The 19,062-nt window shown below is 57.9% G+C and carries 16 protein-coding genes; 8 read left to right on the forward strand and 8 right to left on the reverse strand.

Annotation, left to right across the window (positions count from 1 at the left end):
• Window positions 1–251: 251 nt before the first annotated feature.
• Complete coding sequence (locus J2046_RS12480) at window positions 252–578, reverse strand: sunset domain-containing protein (protein ID WP_210052221.1); 327 nt, start codon at window positions 576–578, stop codon at window positions 252–254.
• 775 nt (window positions 579–1,353) lie between these two features.
• On the opposite strand from J2046_RS12480, the gene J2046_RS12485 reads away from it, so the two are divergent.
• The 3 genes from J2046_RS12485 (at window position 1,354) to J2046_RS12495 (ending at window position 4,807) form a co-directional block, all read left to right on the forward strand.
• Entirely contained in the window at window positions 1,354–1,722 is a 369-nt protein-coding gene (locus tag J2046_RS12485) for a plasmid mobilization protein (RefSeq protein ID WP_210052223.1), read from the forward strand.
• 1 nt (window position 1,723) lies between these two features.
• On the forward strand, window positions 1,724–3,907 hold the full coding sequence (locus tag J2046_RS12490; protein WP_210052225.1) for a relaxase/mobilization nuclease domain-containing protein: 2,184 nt from the start codon (window positions 1,724–1,726) through the stop codon (window positions 3,905–3,907).
• Between the two features lie 195 nt (window positions 3,908–4,102).
• On the forward strand, window positions 4,103–4,807 hold the full coding sequence (locus J2046_RS12495; RefSeq protein ID WP_210052227.1) for a GntR family transcriptional regulator: 705 nt from the start codon (window positions 4,103–4,105) through the stop codon (window positions 4,805–4,807).
• A gap of 8 nt (window positions 4,808–4,815) precedes the next feature.
• Here the strand turns inward: J2046_RS12495 and fabG are convergent, their stop codons facing one another.
• The 4 genes from fabG to J2046_RS12515 all read right to left on the reverse strand — a co-directional run bounded on the left by fabG (window position 4,816) and on the right by J2046_RS12515 (window position 9,414).
• Entirely contained in the window at window positions 4,816–5,592 is a 777-nt protein-coding gene (fabG, locus tag J2046_RS12500) for a 3-oxoacyl-ACP reductase FabG (RefSeq protein ID WP_210052229.1), read from the reverse strand.
• On the reverse strand, window positions 5,589–7,298 hold the full coding sequence (locus J2046_RS12505; protein ID WP_210052230.1) for an acetolactate synthase catalytic subunit: 1,710 nt from the start codon (window positions 7,296–7,298) through the stop codon (window positions 5,589–5,591). Before J2046_RS12505 ends, fabG begins: the two co-directional genes overlap by 4 nt.
• On the reverse strand, window positions 7,295–8,635 hold the full coding sequence (locus J2046_RS12510; RefSeq protein WP_210052232.1) for an aspartate aminotransferase family protein: 1,341 nt from the start codon (window positions 8,633–8,635) through the stop codon (window positions 7,295–7,297). Before J2046_RS12510 ends, J2046_RS12505 begins: the two co-directional genes overlap by 4 nt.
• 86 nt (window positions 8,636–8,721) lie before the next feature.
• A complete protein-coding gene (locus J2046_RS12515; protein ID WP_210052235.1) occupies window positions 8,722–9,414 on the reverse strand; it encodes a GntR family transcriptional regulator in 693 nt (230 codons plus the stop codon).
• Window positions 9,415–9,672: 258 nt separating this feature from the next.
• Between J2046_RS12515 and J2046_RS12520 the strand changes: the two genes are divergently transcribed.
• The 5 genes from J2046_RS12520 to J2046_RS12540 all read left to right on the forward strand — a co-directional run bounded on the left by J2046_RS12520 (window position 9,673) and on the right by J2046_RS12540 (window position 15,241).
• Window positions 9,673–10,779, forward strand: coding sequence for an ABC transporter ATP-binding protein (locus tag J2046_RS12520; protein ID WP_210052237.1), 1,107 nt, complete (start codon window positions 9,673–9,675; stop codon window positions 10,777–10,779).
• On the forward strand, window positions 10,776–11,681 hold the full coding sequence (locus J2046_RS12525; RefSeq protein WP_210052239.1) for an ABC transporter permease: 906 nt from the start codon (window positions 10,776–10,778) through the stop codon (window positions 11,679–11,681). Before J2046_RS12520 ends, J2046_RS12525 begins: the two co-directional genes overlap by 4 nt.
• Window positions 11,671–12,549 (forward strand): ABC transporter permease, encoded by an 879-nt coding sequence (locus J2046_RS12530; RefSeq protein WP_233469737.1) that lies wholly within the window; start codon window positions 11,671–11,673, stop codon window positions 12,547–12,549. The genes J2046_RS12525 and J2046_RS12530 overlap by 11 nt, the downstream gene beginning before the upstream one ends.
• Before the next feature lie 86 nt (window positions 12,550–12,635).
• Entirely contained in the window at window positions 12,636–13,685 is a 1,050-nt protein-coding gene (locus J2046_RS12535; RefSeq protein WP_210052241.1) for an ABC transporter substrate-binding protein, read from the forward strand.
• Window positions 13,686–13,717: 32 nt separating this feature from the next.
• Window positions 13,718–15,241 (forward strand): M81 family metallopeptidase, encoded by a 1,524-nt coding sequence (locus tag J2046_RS12540; RefSeq protein ID WP_210052243.1) that lies wholly within the window; start codon window positions 13,718–13,720, stop codon window positions 15,239–15,241.
• Window positions 15,242–15,525: 284 nt separating this feature from the next.
• Here J2046_RS12540 and J2046_RS12545 read toward each other — a convergent pair whose 3' ends face one another.
• The 3 genes from J2046_RS12545 to J2046_RS12555 are packed head-to-tail and all read right to left on the reverse strand — an operon-like array spanning window position 15,526 to window position 18,659.
• Window positions 15,526–16,062 carry a GNAT family N-acetyltransferase gene (locus tag J2046_RS12545; protein ID WP_210052244.1) on the reverse strand — a complete coding sequence of 179 codons (537 nt, stop codon included), beginning with the start codon at window positions 16,060–16,062 and terminating at the stop codon, window positions 15,526–15,528.
• A 27-nt stretch (window positions 16,063–16,089) separates the two neighbouring features.
• Window positions 16,090–17,397: an aspartate aminotransferase family protein gene (locus J2046_RS12550; protein ID WP_210052246.1), complete on the reverse strand. Its 1,308-nt coding sequence runs from the start codon at window positions 17,395–17,397 to the stop codon at window positions 16,090–16,092.
• Window positions 17,394–18,659 (reverse strand): 8-amino-7-oxononanoate synthase family protein, encoded by a 1,266-nt coding sequence (locus J2046_RS12555; protein WP_210052249.1) that lies wholly within the window; start codon window positions 18,657–18,659, stop codon window positions 17,394–17,396. The genes J2046_RS12550 and J2046_RS12555 overlap by 4 nt, the downstream gene beginning before the upstream one ends.
• Window positions 18,660–19,062 lie beyond the last annotated feature (403 nt).

A 19,062-nucleotide genomic window follows, 5' to 3' on the forward strand; every position in this document is an offset into this window, starting at 1 on the left:
GCCCAGTTTAGGGTCGCCAAGCGAGCAGGTAAATTCAAAGGGCGTTGGCGCGTGATGAGGGACGCTTTTCTTGTATATCCTTTCGACTGAGCCGTCGGGTCCAGCAGGCGAGTTGCCGCGGCTCCGAACTCTGGCCGCGGTCCGGCGATAGTCGCTTGCTTCGTCATTGCGGCATTCATGCCAACCCTGGTGCTTGCGCGTCGGGACCTGGCGCTTTTCGGTAGCCCGCCTGAGGCGAAGAACCGCGAGGCCTAATTCCTCGCCTTGCGCCAACCTGCTGCGCGGGCTTCGTCCTCTGAGCAGAACCAGCGCTCGCCGTATCGCGGGCTGATCTTCGTCGCAGCGTAGTCCTCTTGGCCGGGGACGTGAAAGATGCGTTCCCGGCTATTGATGCTGATATTGCCCTTGATGTCGCATCCGCGTGCCGATGCGGCGACCGATCCTATAAGATCACCCGCGCCGTAGTATCCGACTGCGCCAATCATGAGAACACCGGCCAAAAGGCCAGGGACGGCCTTGGCAATCGAAAGGATGCGATTTTGCTTTTTCGGTTTCAAATGCTGGCGAGGGCTACGCATGAACATCCTCCAGTTCATGCATGGAAAGCGCATAGGGATTGATGGGCGGTTTCGCAGATCATTAAAAGACGCTGGGAATGCTGAATTGCGGCGACGATCGCGGCAATTCCGAGACTCGTTCACGACCTGTGACACCTTGCGTCCGGGAGGTGCGGTTAACTGCGGCCGGTATCTGATGGGAGGGCATACCCAACCGATGCGACAGGCGGTCCAGTGTAAGATCCGGATATCGGCAACGTTTTCACGTGCATTGCGGTATCGAGCATAGGTCATGCCCCGACGGTCTTCCCCAGCCGCAGGAAACCGGACAGGGGTCTCCAGCGAGGCCGCACGGCCCCGTTGCTCGCGCCAGCTCAGGAAACCCATCGCTGCCCTGGCATAGGCGTGACGGGTGTTCGGGTTGCGGGTTTGCGCGGTGAAGAATTCCAGGAGGCGGCTTCTGGCGCATGCTCTCAAATCAAATCTGAAATGTGACTATTTCAGTATCATCCTCAAGTCGCGTCTTACGTCTCGCCTTCCCGGATGCTTATCGGAGGAAACGAAAATATGAAATAAACTATTGTAAATAATCTTTTTTTTGTAATTTTAGATCGTCGCCCGTGGGATCTGTGTTGGGATTGCGGAAAAGACATATAATAAAATAAGTGACTTTCTCTGGATGAGTAAGTGAAATTGCGGTAAGGTTCGTCGCCTTGGAGATCATGTTGAACCGTCCGTTTTAAAACCACCATCGTGGAAACGACGGGCGATCAGCTTGCGGGTGAGGACTGCAGACATGGGGCAGCGACGCGAAAGAACGATTTACCTCCGGGTCACGACGGAGGAACATGCGGCTATTGCGCAGGCAGCCGCGCAAGCGAAACTGACTGTCGTCGACTTCACCCGATCGGTGGCTCTCAGCGGCGCCGGGGCCCAACCGTACTACACCGACGAAGATCGTCTGTTGCTCCTGTGTTTGCGAGAAGAGCTGCGGGCGGAAGGCTGCAATCTCACGCGGGTTTTGATTGCTCTCAACCGTGATGGGCGTTTCGCGGAGGCACCGTTCAAGGCCGATTTGTTGAAAATGCAACGCGTGATCGCGGCTCTGTGTGTGGAGCTGTCCGTTCGAGCGAAGAAGATTACCCCGCAATCAAGGAGGGATTGAAATGCCGGCTATCGATCAAAGCTTTCTCAATGAGTGGGTCAGCAGGCGTGAGGCGCTTAAAATTGAGCTTGCGGCCAATCAGGAAAGACGTTCGGAACTTGAGGAATGGTGGCGGCGTGCTCGCGGAGAAGTGCCGCCAGACTCGATGAGCATTTTTACCAAGAAAGGACAGCGCTTGAGCGCAAGGCGCACTGGGGGCAGGGCTGAACGCGGCATGCCTCAACGCTTTATCGGGCTCGCGCTCGGGGCCCAGCCCGCAGTCGTAAAGGTTTTGGGCTTTGGGGGCGGTGCCGGTGTCAAAAGGAAAATCAGCTATATTTCACGCGACGGTGAGGTGAAAATCGAAAACGAGCGGGGAGAAACGCGCAGCGGCAAAGATGCCGCCGATACGACGTCGCGAGAATGGCGACCGCTTTTAAGCGACCGGAAGGCGAGCCAGGATATCGGTTTATTTGAAATTGAGGTGGCGTGGCGGCCTGCGGCGGCGCGACCTGAGGATCTTGGCTTGGTTGTCGCCAGACAGGCATTCGCAGACAGGTCCTTCGCACTGGCTGCGACGCAGACCTCTGGGGCAACGCGAATTGAGGGACTGGTCGTGCTATTGTCTCCGACGGAAGGCCGCCTTGCGACCGACCGTCACGCGAGCAAGGTGATAAAGGCGAGGTTGATGGAAGCGTTCGCGAGGGAGGCGGAGGCACTAGAATTCCGGTTCACCGGACGTGGGCATGGCATGCAGTACGGGAGGTCGCAGCTTCAAGCCCTGGTGGAGACGCATCGTGATCTGGTTCATGACGAGCGGGGCAAGCCGATCGACGACATGAAAGCCGCAAGTGAGCTTGTCGAGCAAAGGTGGCAGGCAAAGCTTGGAAGCATTCGGCCCCGTGACACCATGCATCTCGTCGTCTCCGCTCACCATGGGACGGATCCAGCCCGGTTTGAAGACGCAGTCCGCGCGTTTTTGGCGCAGGATTTCGAAGGCCATCGCTATGTCTTTACTGTTCATGATCCGGTTCACGACCCGAAACCTCAGCTGGAGGGAGGAAGACGGCCGCATATTCATGTGCATGCCGTTGTGGCAACCCTGTCAGACTATGGCGACAGGTTGACGGTTTGGATTTCCGATTTCAGGCGGTGGCGCTTGACTTTGGCAGAGAAGGCCCGTGCACGCGGCCTCAATCTGGAAATGACCGACCGCCGCGACATGCTCACCGCACCGGCATATTCGAACAAACATGTACGACCGATCAACTACCTCGGACGCACGCAGTATGAGGGCACAAGCGTCAACGGCCAGCGCCGTTATAGCGCGAAACGCTGGGAGCTACCTTATTTACCTGCAAGTGAGCGTAGCCGTGCGTATAGTTCGATTGCGCAGCGGAACTGGCAGTTGTTGTCGACGGCAGGCTACACGGCACAAATCCAGCAGTTTGCAGGTTTGAAGCTCGCGCGCTTTCAGGATCTCGATCGACAATCGTTGGGCCATTCATCGCAGGCTGCGACACGTGGCGCAGTCGTGCCAGAGCAAATGGCAAGGTCGCGGGCCCGTGTCGAGCATGGCAACGATTGGCAGTCTCGAAGCGCAGATAGCAGGCCGATGAAGGAAGACGAAGGCGGGCGTTTTCGTGTGAAACACGACATGCGTGATTTGCCAGGTGCCGGATCCGAGGACATTGAACCGCGGCAAGAAAGGAACGCAAGCGCGATCGCAGGAGATCAGAGCCGCTCGCGAAATCCTCTCGCCAGAGAGCTGTGGGGGCCGTCAAAAGAGGCCGATCGAGCCGAGCCGTTCGGCAATCGGGTGAACGACGTCGGACATGTCGCCTTCGCGGCTATAAGGCGCTTCAGAGAGGTCGTCTTTCGCTCCAAAGCCGATGCCCAAGAAATCAACGTCCTTCGGCAAGACATCAAACGAGATCTTCAAAGCAAGATTATGAAGGCAGCGGAGATTCCCGGGGCCGAGGCGGGTTTTGGCTTGCACGCGGTAGCAAGCCCCGCTCATCGAGAGGCTGCACCTGCGGTCGCGAAAGACCACAGCATCGTGACGCCGGAGCGTGGAACGGCTGAGACCTCGGGAGTGAACAGGGATCGGGAAGAAAGGATTGCAGAAGCTTCCAAGTTTCAGATCTCTTCGCCTGTCCATGAACGACGCGCTCGCGATTTCGATCGTGATGAGTATGAAAGGTGAATGTCCATTTTCTGCACGTTCACTTGAGCCGGAACGACCGTCAATCTGCTCGGCTGCATGAAGCTCCGGAGGCGGTCGATATATTTCCAATATCGCCTGGAAATACCAGTTCATTCCGAACAGCCGTGTTAGTCTACCAGAACGTGTAGGGGCAGGAGCCGGTTGACGGCAAAAATCGAATGGCAGCAATGATTGATGAAAGCAGTTCATGGAGATCGCATATCGCCTGACAAATCGACGGAGGCCTATACCCGGCTCAAATCGGCGGTAACGAGCTACAGGTCTTTTCCTGGCACGTTCTTCAACATTCGGACGCTTGCCGAGCGCATGAAATTGAGCCCGACACCGATCCGCGAAGCGCTTATCCGGCTCGTTCATGAGGAGGTGATTGGTTTCGTTCCAGGCCGTGGCTACTATGTCAAACCGCTCGACATCGATGATCTGCGCGCCGATTACGAACTGACTTTCCTCATGCTGCGTTTCGCGATCGAAAAGAGCGCCAATCGGTTCGATCTTGACGATTTGCCGCCCGTTCCCACGCCCATTGACCTTCCGGGAGAAGTCGACTTGGCCGCCAACGCGTGCACCGTCTATATCGAGACCTTTTATGAACAAGTGGCTCTCTTGGCTGGCAACTTGCGTCTGGTGCGAGCCGTGCGGCAATTCAATGACCGCATAAGGCCCGTTCGGCTCTTTGCATTGCGGTCGATGCCGAGCCCAGGTGAAATACCAGCAGATCTGAGCCGCCTTGCTGCGGCCTTGGCAAGCGGCGAGCAAAAACGGGCGCTGGGGATGCTTGAAGAGCGATGCCAGGAGATGATTGCCGCTCTTCCGGATTTGGTGAAATCGCTCCACCTGCGCGCGCAGCACGTCCGGATGCCACTTGAGGACCTCGTCTAGTCGCCCGGCTATACAGGCACGAATTCTCCGCCATTGACGTCGATTACGGCGCCGTTGATAAAACTGGCGGCATCCGAGGCAAGGAAGTCGACAACGGCTGCGACTTCCTCCGGCCGACCCAGTCGGCCAGAGGGGATGCGCGTTCGCGCGGCGCAATTCTCCGGGCTATCTGCCGGACCTGTCATCTCCGTAAGGATGCGGCCAGGTGCAACGGTGTTTACGGTAATTCCCGCCGCGCCATATTCGGCCACCAGCGAGCGCGAGAGGCCGGCGAGTGCGGATTTCGACACCACATAGCCGGTTCCGGCAATGCGCGGCAAGGTGCGCCCCGCGACCGAGCCGATGAAGACAATTCGGCCAAAGCCGGTTGCCGACATCGCCGGTGCTGCGAGTTGGCAACAGACCATCGCGCCCGTCAGATTGACACGAAGCGTGTCGTTCCATTCCTCCAGTGCGATACGGCTGAACTCGGTCCGTCTGCCATTTGGCTTGGGCGACCAGCCGGCATTGCAGACGAGCACTTTCGGTTCCTCCCAAAGCGAAGTTACCTTGGCAAAGAACAGTCTCAGCGCATCAGGATCTCGAATGTCGACGGTGGCCGCGTGAACCCGATGGTTTCCGAAGTCCTGTGCAAGCGCACTGCCGGCTTGGCAGACCTTTTCGCGGCTCTGACTGAAGATGGCGACACGGTGTCCGCTTTCCAAAAGCTTTTGCGCGCAAGCAAAGCCGATCCCGCTGGTTCCACCCGTGACGATCGCCACGCGCCAGTGATCGCCTTGCGTCATGCCACGTCCTCCAGCTGAGCAAACAGTGACAGGGGTGGAAATGCATCGGGGCTGGTCATCACCTCAATCAACAACGGTCCGTCACCGTTAAAGGCGCGATCGAGCGCGGCGGAGAGGTCCGATCGTTCGTGAACGCGCACGGCCGCGCATCCGCAGGCTTCGGCAATTTTCGCGTGATCAACTGGATTGAGATGGCAGGCGCTGGTGAAGCGTCCGAATTTCACAGTCTCCGCGTGTTTTTGAAAGCCGAGGATCCCGTTATTGAGCAGGATGATGATCACGGGTAGATTGCAGCGAACCAGCGTTTCCAGTTCGGCCCAGCTATGGGCGAAGCCACCGTCACCGACGACGATTACGACGGGATGTTCGGGAACCGCTGCCTTGGCGCCGATGGCAAGCGGAAGTCCCCAGCCGAGGCCGGCAAGTCCTCTTGGACTGATAAAGCGCATGCCGCTTTTCAGGCTGCGCAACTGACCAACGATCCACATGGAAGAATAACTGGCGTCCGCTACGACGGTGGTGTCGGGGGTGAGGCGACTTTGCAGTTCCACCATGACAAGCTCGGGACGAAGAAGCGATTTGTTTGCGTCGAGGAGCAAGCGGCGATCGTCTTCAAAGCTTGCCCAAGCCGCTGCGATCAGGGCTTCGACGCGCTTTCGGTTTGCCTGGCGGCGATGGAGGTCCTGCCGTTCGAGAAAAGCACAAAGCGCCGACAGTGTCTCGCCGGCGTCGCCAACCAGGCGGATGGCCTCATAGGTGCGTCCGATCTCCTGGGGATCGACATCCACGTGAATGACGCTTGCCGTTTGAGGAATGAGGCGCCAGCTATCGGTGCCGTTCTGATTTGTGCGGGTGCCGACCAACAACACGAGATCGGCGTCATCGATGAGATCACGGCAATGGCGGCCCAGGGATCTTGGGCCGGTCAGCGTAATCACCCCGGCTGACAGCGGATGATGTTCGTCCACGGCACCTTTCCCCATGTTGGTCGTGAAGACGGGGAGGTTGGCAAGCTCTTGAAGCCCGGCAAGCGCTGTAACGGCCTGGCCGTTGTGGATACCTCCTCCCACGATTGCGATCGGCGCGCGGGCTGAGGCAATGCGTTCGGCCGCCTCCTGGATGAGGTTGTCATTGGGCCGGGTGAGATCCAGCGGAATCGATCCAAGACTTGAATTGCGGGCGAAACGTGCTGGCGGCGCTGGTTCGCGCAAGAGATCCGCGGGCAGGAGAAGCACAGCAGGGCCAGGTCGGCCGGATGCGGCAGCCGTGAAGGCCATGTCGACATAGTCATCGATCCGATCGGCGCTGATGACCCGCCGCACCCACTTGGCGCAGACGCGAAAAAGATCAAGGTGATCCAGTTCCTGGAAGGCGTTGCGATCGGCTTGGTTGCGCTCGACATCCTGGACGAGGGCAATGATGGGAACGCTGGCCTTCAAAGCTTCCGCAAGCGGTGGCACGAGTAGCGTTGCGGCGGGGCCATTTTGCGCCGCAACGACTGCAACGCGACCGTTGCGGCGCGCATAACCATCGGCCATGGCGCCGCCCATATTTTCCTGTCGATAGGCGATCTGGCGAATTCCGATCGCCTCGGCGGCGAGGATAACCGCAGAGGGCAGGCTTTGGGCGAAAATGACATCGACGCCGTGTCGTTTCAGAGCAAGTGCGATACGTTCGGCAACCGTCGGGATCGAAGGGGAATTCATGCTGCTAACTCCTCGCAAACGAGCGCCTTTTCGAAGGCATCGACGATAAGTTCGATTTCGGTGTCTCCCATCGCCGTCGAGAGGCTGGCTGCGGCGCCAAAGGGCAGGATAATTCCATGCTTTTTGAAATGGCGTCCGAGCTGGCGCATGGTATCGGCCTCGTTCCTGGAAAGATAAGCCTCCCGATATTCCCGCGGGGCCTGAAGCCTCGGATGCAGGCGAAACAGTGAAGCCGAACCGGTGATGCTGAAAGGCGCCTCGTATTTCGCAATCACTTGCCGCAAACGCGTGCGAAGGTGACCCCCGAGCCGTTCAAGCCGCTCGAACTGCTCGGGCGTCATGGCTCTCATGCTGGCAAGGCCGGCGACCATCGAAACGGGATTGGCGGAGAATGTGCCTGCCTGAGGCAATAGCGGCCGACCGCCCCGCCCGTCGAACACGGCCATGGCAGTCTTTTTTCCGCCGATCGCGCCGATCGGAAATCCGCCGCCGATTATTTTGCCCATGGCAATCAGATCGGCATCGAGCCCGAAGCGGGCCGATGCGCCGCTATAGCTTTGACGCAGATTAAGGACTTCGTCGGCAATAACGAGAATTCCATATTGTCGCGCGGTTTCGACCACTGCGGTCAGGAACGCTTCGTCTGGCTGCAGAAGTCCTGCGCGGCTTGGGACCGGGTCGATCAAAATGCAGGCCAACTGTTCGTGATGAGCTTTAATGCGGCGACGAGCACCGTCGGCGTCGTTGAAGCGAAGCAGAACAACGTCGTCGGTCACCGAACGCGGTTGACCTGGGTAACAGGGAACGCTGAAAGGCGCCTCGGGCGAGCCCCAGTTTTCGGGCGTTCCTGTTTGGCCGACTTCGGCCCAGTCATAGGCACCGTGATAGGCGCCCTCGATCTTGGCGATCGCGGGACGGCCTGTGGCGGCACGGGCCGCCTTGATTGCAAACATCACGGCTTCGGTGCCGGTATTGACAAACCGAACCTGTTCTACCGCCGGAATTCTTTCGCACAATAATTCGGCAAGATTGATCTCATGTACCGTCGGATTGGAAAAACAACTGCCATCCTTGAGCGTTCGGCTGACGGCCTCGACGACCGGCTCGAAGGCATGCCCATGGATGAGTGTCGTGAAATTGTTGTTGAGGTCGAGATAACCGTTGCCGTCGACGTCGTGGACATAGGCGCCTCGGCCCCAGCCCACGTAGTCGGGACGGGGATCGCGATCAACGGTGGCGCGATTGACGCCGTCTGGAATGACGACCCGCGCCCGTCGGTAAAGATCCTCCGAGATATGCGCCGGTGGTGTTTGAAGTATCGGTGTTCGTGTCGGCATGAGTTCCTCCGGGCCGGCGGCAGGCCAGCGACACCAAAAGGAAGCCAGATTTTCGATTTTGACGCAACAAAAAAATCGAATGCAGGTTATTTTTCCAAAAAGCGCTCAGAAAGGACGTGTCGCAACTGACGGTAGCCGTTACGAATATCGGTTTCGATGGCGGCGCGCACTTCGTGGGGGTCACCATGTCGCAGTCCCTCGATTGCTGCGCAGTGGTTGCTTACGCCGGACCGGGAGATGGCAAAGGCTGGGTAGAGGTCGTTGAAGGTGGCGCCGATGCGTAGCCACAATTGCTCGATCGTGGCGACCAGGATCGGCATGTTGGAGCGTTCGTAAAAGAAGAAATGAAACTCTTTGTTGGCCCATAGGGCTTCGGCATAGGCTTGCCTGTCTAGGGCCGCATTGATGCGATTTTGGATGGTTTCAAGCGCAGGAATCATATCCGAAGAGATTGCTGTTGCTCCCTTCTCGGCGGCAAGCCCTTCAAGCGCGAGGCGCATTTCTGTGACCTCGCGCAACTGTGAAAGCGTAAGGTTTGGGACGATGACCGTTTTGGGGCCGGCATAGACGAGCGCATGCTCAATCGCCAGGCGGTTCAATGCGTCGCGAGCCGGTGTGCTCGACAGTCCGAATTCCTGGGCGACCCTCCGCACCGTCAGTTTTTCTCCAGGACGGAACGATCCTCGAATCAACTTCTCCTTGAGGACTGTGTAGGCGTGATCGCCAAGGCCGACGCTTTTTCCGGACGCTCGTTCGAGAGATTCGTGTTTGTCACTCATGTCCTATTCGTCCCCTCAAACGATTTGAAATATTTTTGTTGCATCATGTTCATGATAAATGTATTCATCAATAAAATGCAGAAAACTATAAGTCTATCTGAGCGATAGTATGGTGAAATAAAAGTATAAAAATTCAATCCAGACGAGAATCTGATGGTGTTGCTTCGATATTTTGGAATGATGTCGTAATAAATTCGACAGTAAAACGTATGATATGAGTGTCTGTACTTGGACATGCTTGCGATGAGGAGGGTGATTTTGAAAGGTGAGACTGTAACTCTGGAAAAGATCGAGAAGAACTTTGCCGAGACGGCGGTTGTTCGCGATGTGTCGATTGCCGTCCAGGCAGGGGAATTCTTGTCGCTGTTGGGGCCGTCCGGCTCGGGAAAGACGACCCTGCTGATGATGATTGCGGGGTTTGAGGCACCTAATCGCGGGCGCATCAGTGTCGGGACGCGGGATATCACCTTCGAGGCTCCAAACAAGCGCGACGTGGGCATGGTGTTTCAAAGATATGCTCTGTTCCCGCACATGACGGTAGCACAGAACATCGCTTTTCCACTGCGAATGCGTCGCTGCAGCCGTGCGCAAGCGCGTGACCGGGTCGACGCGATGCTGGCGATGGTTCGACTGGAGGGGTTTGCCGACCGGTTGCCGCAGCAATTGTCTGGGGGCCAACAGCAGCGCGTCGCGGTCGCACGAGCGCTGGTCGCCGAGCCGCCGGTTCTCTTGATGGACGAGCCTTTGAGCGCGCTCGACAAGAAGCTGCGTGAAACCATGCAGCTTGAGATCAAGCGGATTCAAAAACGGCTTGGGGTCACGGTCGTCTATGTCACTCACGATCAGGAGGAGGCGCTGACGATGTCGGATCGCGTCGCAGTCATGGCCGACGGCGAATTGATGCAGGTCGGCGCTCCCATCGACCTTTACCATCGGCCGGCCAATGCGTTCGTGGCAGGCTTTATTGGCAAGATGAATTTCCTTGAGGGCGAATATATCGGCCATGATGGCGGCGAAGCGGTGATCCGCCTGTCGCAAACAGCCACTGTGAAATGCCCGACTTCCAGCGCGACGGCGGTGGTTGGTCAGCGCCTGACCGTTGCCATCCGTCCCGAGGACTTGTCCGTCCGTCCGAGCGGGGATGTGAGGCCAGGTGGCTTCAAAGGCAGAGTCGAGGCCGCGCTCTTCGTCGGCGCAGCCTATGTCGTTCTGGTTGCGATCGATGGGCGAGCAGGGGAGGTAGTCGAGGCTCGCCTACCGGCCAACGGCGGATCGCTGCCGCTTGTTCCTGGCGATATCGTCGACGTCTTCGCTGAACCGTCCGCCGTGCGGTTGTTTTCCCATCAGCAGAGGCAGGCGGCATGAAGAAGGCAAAGACCCATAAACTGCCCGTGCGGGCCGCAATATCATTCACGAAGTCCAAATCGTGGCGCCACTATCCGATCGGCTTGTCACTCATCCTGATTATTCCGCTTTGCCTGCTGCTCGGCTTCGGATTCGTCTATCCGGTCGGACGCCTATTGGGACAAAGCTTCTTTGCGCCCGATTTTGGCCTGGACAACTACCGCCGGCTTCTGGAAACGCCTCTTTATCTGCGCGTGCTTGGCCGGACCGTCATTGTCGCGCTGATCGTAATGGCGGCAAGCCTGGCGCTTGGCTATCCGGTGGCGCTTGCGATGGCAAGACTCAGACGCGATCTCGCAGGCGTGGTCATGGCCTGCGTGTTGCTGCCGCTTTGGACCTCGGCACTGGTGCGCTCCTATGCTTGGATCGTTATCCTGCAGCGACGCGGCTTGGTCAACGATGCGCTTTTGGGACTTGGCGTGATTTCCGAGCCGCTGAAGCTCATCTACACCGAGGGCGCCGTCATCCTGGCGATGACGCATGTGCTCGTGCCCTTCATGATCCTCCCGATTTTCGGTGCGATCCGGGCAATCCCGACCGAGCTCGTGCAGGCAGCCCGCAATCTCGGGGGAGGCCAGTTCACCGTGTTTGCCAGGATCCTGCTGCCGCTCAGTCTGCCCGGCATTTTCGCGGGCTGCCTGATGACCTTCATCCTCGCGCTCGGCTTTTACGTGACGCCGGCGCTTGTCGGCGGCCCAAGCAGCCTGCTGATGGCGACTTTGATCGGCCAGCAGACAACCGAGACGCTCGACTGGGGATTTGCCGGTGCGCTGTCGACTGTTCTGCTCTGCGTCACCCTTGTGATCGTCGTTTGCTTCCGCAAGGCACTTTCCAACAACAGGGGGATTTCCAATGTCGCCTGATCTGGAGTTTGCGCTCGCGACCCGCGAAATGGCCAACGAGGACAAAAGCTTGGTTTCTCGCAATAGCCGGTCGCTTTGGAAATGTCTCGGCGCGGTCACCGCAGGCTTTCTCATTTTGCTGATATTGCTCTTCTTGGTGCTGCCGATCGTCATCATCTTTCCCATGTCGTTCGGCAGCGCCAGCTACCTGGAGTTTCCGCCGCGCGGCCTGACACTGCGCTGGTATGGTCAATACCTGTCGGACCCCGACTGGCGTGCCGCCACTTTGTTCAGTCTGAAGATTGCGCTGGCGACGACGCTTTCGGCCACAATCATCGGAACGCTTGCCGCCATTGCCTTTGTGAGGGGCAGCTTCCCGGGCAAGGGCCTGTTTCAGGCCATTACCCTAAGCCCGATGATCATCCCCCACATCGTCATCGCAGTGGCCGTGTTTCTCGCGTTTGCGCCACTCAACCTGTCCGGCAGCTTTTTGGGCTTCCTGATCGCCCACACCATGCTTGCCGTGCCTTATGTCGTGCTCACCGTGGTTGCGGCCCTGCAGCGCTTCGACACGACGCTTGAGCTCGCAGCACTCAATTGCGGCGCCGGCCGCATCCGCACCTTCTTTTCGGTCGTCCTGCCCAACATCCGTGTCGGCGTTGCAAGCGGAGCCGTATTTGCCTTCCTGGCCTCCTTTGATGAGGCGACGGTCGCGTTTTTCCTCTCCGGCATCGAAGGCAAGACCATCACCCGCAAGATGTTCGAGGACATCGACTTCAATCTGACGCCGGTAATTGCCGCGGTGTCAGTGGTGCTCACCGTCACATCGCTGCTTGTGATGGGAGCGTTGCATGTCTTCAGTCGCAATCCAGTCCCTGCTCAGCGCTAACGAACCCAACGAAAGGGATTATTTCCATGCCGATCGCAACTGCTCACTCCTTTAGACCAACAAGTCACGTCGTCAGATCATTGCGCATGCATTTGAGATCTGTCGCCTGCCTGCTGGCTTTCACGATTGCCGCCGCTCAACCGTCTTTCGCCGACGAGCAGATCGTGATTGCCACGACCGGCGGTACTTGGGAACGTCAGATGCGCGAGCATTTCTTTGACCCCTTCACCAAAGAGACCGGAATAAAGGTCGTCACTGTCTCGGGCACCGGTGCGGAGAATGTAGCCCGCGTGAAGGCGATGGCGGCGACTGGCAAAGTCGAATGGGATCTTTATCAGGCAGGCGAGATCCAGGCCGCCTCCGAGCTGCACCGGTCCCTCAACGAAGACATGACGGCCTTTTGTAGCGACTATGTCACTGACAAGGATCTGCTTTCAGACGCTTGCAATCCATCCGGGGTCTTGTTCGGTTATGGCACCACGTTGATGGTCTACAACACGGAGAGTTTCCCGAAGGACGGTCCGGCGAACTGGAAGGACTTTTTCGACGTCGATCGATTTCCAGGCCCGCGGGCGCTGCCGAACTTCAACGATCCGTGGCGGGTGATGGCTGCGGCGCTGCTTGCCGATGGTGTGGAGCCCAAGGACCTGTTCCCGCTCGATATCGACCGAGCCCTCAAGAGGCTGAACGATTTAAGGCCCCATATAGGGCTGTGGTGGAAGACCGGTGACCAGTCGACCCAAGGGTTCAGGACAGGTGAATATGTGATCGGGCAGATATGGCAGACCCGCGCGGCCGCATTAAAGCAGGAAGGCCAGCCGCTCGCCTGGCGTCAGGACCAGGCCTTCCTGGTTGGTGACCGCTGGGCGTTGATCAAGAACGCGCCAAATCGCGACAACGCAATCCGTTTCCTGCGCTATTTCCTGGACCATCCGCAAGCGCAGGCCAAGGTCTGCGAGGCGCTGACATGCACACCCGCACGCTATTCGGCTGCCGCGGCCATGGGGGAGGCGGCTCGCGCCATGGTCCCGACATCGCCTGAAGTGTTCAGCCGGCTGATCAAGCCGGACGCGGCGTGGATCAATACCCATACGCAGCTTTTGATCGAGCGCTGGAACGAATGGAGCCAGCAATAGCGTCCGTTTCAGCACATCATGGGAGAAAGATGATGACATTGAAGCCTTTTCGAGTAGCCGTCGGTCGGCTCTATCACGAATCCAACCGCCTGAATCCGCAGCCTGCCGCGGAGGAGCAGTTCGAGATTGAGCGGGGTGAGCTGGTCTTGAATGCTTCCGGTTCGACCTTGGCGGGGATCGTCATGGAGCTTCAGGGCGAGGCGATGATCCTGCCGACCCTTTCGGTTGCCGCACCGCCAAGCGGGTTGATCGACGATGATTTTTACCAGCGGGTCGCGCAGGAGTTTTTAGACGAAATCGAGAGACTGAAGCCTGATGCGGTCGTCCTTGACCTGCATGGTGCCGGTGCCACGACGCGGCTTGCTGATCTTGAAGGCGACCTGCTCTTCAGACTGCGAGCGCTGGTCGGGCCGGCCGTGCCTGTTGGCATCGGTCTTGACCTGCATGCGCATCTCACCGATGCGATGTTGCGCAATACTGATGTGTGCATTGCCTGCAAGGAAAACCCGCATTCCGACGTGGTTGAATGCGGCGCGAAGGCTGCAAGACTGGTACTTCAAACGCTTCGAGGCTCGCTGTTTCCCGTGACGACGAGCGCTCGCGTGCCGATGATCTTGCCGGGAGCCGGAGAGACTGCATCTGGGCCGCTGGGAGAAATCCATGCCAAGGCCCGCGCGTTCCAAAAGGCTTTCCCGGAAGTTCTCGATGTTTCGATCTACAATGTCTTCCGCTACGCAGACGATCACCATATTGGCCAGGTGGTCACCGTGATGACAAATGGGCCCGAGCCCATTTCAGCGAAGATCGCAAAGGATCTGGCGGGAGATTTTTGGCGCTACCGGGAGCGGTTCGAGGATGAGCTCCTGTCGATCGATGAGGCCTTTTTGAGAGTTCGAAATGAGGCGCGGGAACGACCGTATGTCATGGCGGATATGGGGGATCGCATCCTTGCTGGCGCGCCGGGTGACAGCGTGATCCTCCTGTCGGCAGTGCTCGATGAGTTTGCCGATCTGAAGGGCGCATTGACGATGACCGATCCCGCCAGCGCCAGGGCTGCCATTGCTGCCGGCGTCGGATCGGTCGTGACGATGAAAGTTGGCGGGCAAATCACGCCGGGTTTTCGCCCGCGCGAGGTAACCGGGAAGGTATTGCATGTCAGCGACGGCAGCTTCACGCTGGCTGGTCCGTTTCATGGCGGCGAGGAAAGCTCGCTAGGCGAGACTGCCGTCCTGCTGATCGATGACCGCCTCTATCTGATATTGACGAGTAAGCCGGCCTTCAGTCACGATCCGGCGGTCTTCACCAGCCAGAGGATCGATATCGGCAGTCTCGATTTTGTCGTCGTGAAATCTGGCTATCATTTCACGATGAACTTTGCGGGCATTGCAACGCCTCTGCTCGTTTCGACGCCCGGTGTCGGTTATTACAGAAAGGGCGCATTCACCTATGAGAAGTCGCGCTTCTGGCCGGAACATGCCGTCGACCAACCTGAGATCAATGTGGCGATTTACGGTGGTGTCAGAATGGTGACGGATGAAGAGTGCAAGGCCGCCTAATGGAAGGGCGTCGTCATTCCAAGGGGAGGAGGTGACACGGGTCTCGACATGATTGCCGGCAGCAGGCGTCGCCGTGCCGGCAATCATGGGGTCGCTTATCAGGGCAAGGGAGACCGTTTAGACCTGCGTTTGCGATCCAAGGCCCGCAAAAGCGGGTCGTCGAAATTCCACAGCCGCCTTTGCGCGCAGCCAGGCTTAATGTCCACCCGACATCCCCTGTTGCCGCCATCAGTTAGACGATGTGCGCTGAGCGGAAATGCAGTACGAAGAGTGGGGGGGCGCAGTCAGACTTTTTCGCGCTCGCAGAAAGGGTTGTCCGCCCGCTTCATCTCATAAAACCTGAACGCAGTGCCGTTATGCTCGGTCATGCCGCGGTAGCTAAAGCCAAGATTTGCGGTCATCTTCTGCGATCGGATGTTCTCCGGCCGAATGACCGAGACAAGTCGGACGATCGGCAGACGCTCAAACGCATAAGCAATGATCGGCCCTAGACTTTCCAATGCAATCTTCTTGCCGGAGCTGAATCCAAAGAGACAGCAGCCGATTTCGACATCCTTGTCATCATAGTGTCTGAGACCTGCCCGACCAACGAATGTCAGATCGCCATTGCTTTCACGCAGGTAGAGCATCCAGAAGCCGTAGCCGTATCGCCGCCATTCATCGAGATAAAGGGACAGCCTTGCGTCGGATTCTTCGCGGGTCGGCGATCGACCTTGCATGATCAGTTCCACCACCAGCGGATCGCAATGCAGCCGATAAAGCGCGTCACCGTCCAGTACGCTGACGGGCCGCATGAACAGCCGGCGAGTTTCTATATTCACGGGCTTTCCTCCCTGCTTGCAGATGACTTAAGTCGGCTCGCTGTTCAGCGATCGCAGTGCCTCTTCGAGCGTTTCAGCAAGATATGCGATATCGGTCCCGGTCATCGGGGTTGAGAGGGCTCCAAGCCCGATCGATGACAAAAGAACCTTGCGCTCTCGCATACGCGCGACAACCGATCTCAGCCTGGGGTCATGGGCAGAGGCGAACGTATCGGCGTAGCTTGCGACTTGTTCGGGCCCGACAAACAGGCGGAAAAGCGATCCTTCGCCGGTGACCGTGCCCTTGATGCCGGCAGACGCGAATGCCTCGGCAATCAGGTTTCGGGCTTGCGCGCCAAGCACATTCAGCCGGTCGAGTTCTGATCGTGGTAGGGCCGTCATTGCCGCAAGTCCTGCAGCCATGCTGAGCGGGTTGGCGGTGAAGGTGCCCGAATGGATAACACGAGCGCGGTCCGCCCGAGTTGGATCAAATACCGCCATGATATCGGTGCGGCCGGCGACGGCGCCGATCGGCAGCCCGCCACCGATGATCTTGCCGATCGCGCAGAGATCGGGAAAGTTTGACTTGGCAACTGGAGCGCCGCCATAGCCGAGCCGGAAGCTTAAAACCTGGTCGAAGGTCAACAGGCTGGAATTCCTGAGCGTGAAATTTCTAAGAAAAGTGAGGTAGTCGGCGCTGATCGCAATGAGGCCGATGCGGGACGGCAAAGGGTCGACGACGATCGCCGCCAACCGATCCGCCGCGCTTTCGATAATCTTCCTCGTCCTTTCGATATCGTTGAACGGAATGATCAAACAATCCGAAAGGGCAGAGCGGGCGACACCTGAATGTTCGCCCTTCGGCGTCGGCCGTTCCGTCCCTGCAAGGGGAAGGGGCGTGACATTGGCTTCCACCACATCGTAATTGCCGTGATAGGCGCCGTCGCATTTGGCGATCAGGTCGCGGCCGGTGTAAGCGCGAGCGGCTTTGATCGCCATCATCACGGCTTCTGAACCGGTATTGGTGAAGCGGATCTGTTCGAAATAGGAGACCCTTTCGACAAGCAACTCGGCGAGTTCGATTTCGGCGACGGTTGGGCCGGCAAAGCTTAAGCCAAGGCCCGCCTGCCGGCGGATGGCATTGACGACTGAGGGATGGCCGTAGCCATGGATGAGGGTGGTAAAATTGTTCTGAAAATCGAGATAGCGCGTGCCGTCGACGTCGGTGACGTAGGCTCCGTTTCCGCAAACGAGGTAGGTTGGATGCGGCTTCTCGAAATTGGATGTGCGGGTGTTGCCGCCAGGCATGACCTTCAGCGCGCGCCGATAAGCGGCATGGGAAAGGCTCATCGTCATCCCCTTATCTCCTGGTCTTGCCGGAGAACCTCATCAAGTGCTTGGCAGAGCCCTTCGATTCCCTCTTTTGTGTGGCTTGCTGACAAGCAAAGGCGCAGGCCCGCTTCACCTTGCGGCACGGTTGGGAAAAAGACGGCGGACGTGTAAAACCCGCGATCGATCAGCGTTCGCGCTGCACTGATCGTAGTCGTTTCGTCGCCGATTTTGATAAAGCGGATCGGAAGCGGCAGTCCGCTCTGGTCGGTCTTGCAGAGGCGATCGAACTGCTCGATGTGTTCACCAAGAAAAATCTGCCGGCGTAAGAGTTCAGCAGTGCGATGTAATTTCGCTGAGGCAAGCGCGGCACCCACGCCTGCAAGATTGAGTGATGCGGAAAAGGCATGTGCAATCGCAAATCGGCGGAAAAGTTTTTCATGTTCGTTGCTGCCGAGCATCAAGAGACCGCCAGAGGCCCCGAAACCCTTGCCGAGTGAGGCGGCGATGATCGTCCGGTCACCAACGCCGCCTGGAACTTGCGAACGTACGAAGCCTTCGCCTTGGCGGCCGAAGAGCGAAACACCGTGGGCGTCATCGATATAGAGGAAAAGGCCATATCGCTGTTGAAGCGACAGAAGAGCCTCGAGCGGCGCCGCACCGCCCATCGAATAAACGCCGTCACAAATATAGGCGACGCAGGGGTTTTGCTTACAGATCTGCTCCAACATGGAAACGTCATTGTGATCGATGGTGATGACGGCGGTTTCTGCTGCAAGCGTCGCCTTGTGAAACGCGAGCGTCGCATGCGCGAAGCGGTCAAAGACCATCACCGGTTTTTTATTTCCGGTAAGATGGCCGGACGCGATGAGCGGGAGCGCGCTCATGTTTGCTGCGAGAACGCTCGAATAGGTGATGACGCGAGCCTGGAACAGATCGGCAAGCTCATTCTCAAGTGTGGTCAACAATGCAAAATTGAGACGGGTGCGAGCGCAGGACCAATGCAGGCTTTTGTATTGTGTCATGGCGTCGATTGCGCCGGCGACGATTTCGGGATGGTTGTCGAGACCGAGGTAGGAGCATCTTATGAAGTCGAGGACGCATTTATTCGATCCACCAAGGTCAATGGAAACGAACCTTTCTTTCATGGGCCTGGCGGACAGTCCCATGACGCCTGACTGATATGCGAGATCAAACTGCGGGCCGGCCTTGTCGATCATCGCGCGCGTGTTGCGGCTAGAGGTGACGGAGATACCAGCGCCTCTCTCCTGAATTGAATTCTCGGTCATCTCAGCCTCCAAATCAACTGACGCGAGCATAGTCGATGAGGTTCGAAGACTGAAATGATATTGATTTTATGTGGCTGATATATATTGAAAATATTCTGCGCCATCGACACTTAGCGAGCCGAAAAACAGGAGATATTCGAGCTTCCATGGGACAGAAAGATTGGCAGGAATTGCTCGCAGTGCTTGCAAAAATAATCTGAGAGTTTAAAAAGGAGTCGAGCAGCGCAGGCTGCTTGGGGCTTCGAATCCCCATAGGTCGGTCCGTGCCACCGGAAGGCAACACTCCTCTATGGTCGGGGAGCCTGCGGCGTATAAAACAGGCTTTGCCAAAGGCCGCAGGGGCTGAATCTATCGGCATTCGAACTCCCCGATCACCAGGTTTCGCGTAGCGGACATTGTCTGC

It is taken from the genome of Neorhizobium petrolearium, from assembly GCF_017873175.1.
GTDB lineage: Bacteria > Pseudomonadota > Alphaproteobacteria > Rhizobiales > Rhizobiaceae > Neorhizobium > Neorhizobium petrolearium.

Coding starts and splice junctions, on each gene's coding strand:
- J2046_RS12550 (WP_210052246.1), bottom strand. CDS start 17,397: ATGACGATGAGCCTTTCCCATGCCGCTTATCGGCGCGCGCTGAAGGTC.
- J2046_RS12515 (WP_210052235.1), bottom strand. CDS start 9,414: ATGAGTGACAAACACGAATCTCTCGAACGAGCGTCCGGAAAAAGCGTC.
- J2046_RS12510 (WP_210052232.1), bottom strand. CDS start 8,635: ATGCCGACACGAACACCGATACTTCAAACACCACCGGCGCATATCTCG.
- J2046_RS12555 (WP_210052249.1), bottom strand. CDS start 18,659: ATGACCGAGAATTCAATTCAGGAGAGAGGCGCTGGTATCTCCGTCACC.
- J2046_RS12540 (WP_210052243.1), top strand. CDS start 13,718: ATGACATTGAAGCCTTTTCGAGTAGCCGTCGGTCGGCTCTATCACGAA.
- J2046_RS12530 (WP_233469737.1), top strand. CDS start 11,671: ATGTCGCCTGATCTGGAGTTTGCGCTCGCGACCCGCGAAATGGCCAAC.
- J2046_RS12525 (WP_210052239.1), top strand. CDS start 10,776: ATGAAGAAGGCAAAGACCCATAAACTGCCCGTGCGGGCCGCAATATCA.
- J2046_RS12480 (WP_210052221.1), bottom strand. CDS start 578: ATGCGTAGCCCTCGCCAGCATTTGAAACCGAAAAAGCAAAATCGCATC.
- J2046_RS12495 (WP_210052227.1), top strand. CDS start 4,103: ATGAAAGCAGTTCATGGAGATCGCATATCGCCTGACAAATCGACGGAG.
- fabG (WP_210052229.1), bottom strand. CDS start 5,592: ATGACGCAAGGCGATCACTGGCGCGTGGCGATCGTCACGGGTGGAACC.
- J2046_RS12505 (WP_210052230.1), bottom strand. CDS start 7,298: ATGAATTCCCCTTCGATCCCGACGGTTGCCGAACGTATCGCACTTGCT.
- J2046_RS12490 (WP_210052225.1), top strand. CDS start 1,724: ATGCCGGCTATCGATCAAAGCTTTCTCAATGAGTGGGTCAGCAGGCGT.
- J2046_RS12535 (WP_210052241.1), top strand. CDS start 12,636: ATGCATTTGAGATCTGTCGCCTGCCTGCTGGCTTTCACGATTGCCGCC.
- J2046_RS12485 (WP_210052223.1), top strand. CDS start 1,354: ATGGGGCAGCGACGCGAAAGAACGATTTACCTCCGGGTCACGACGGAG.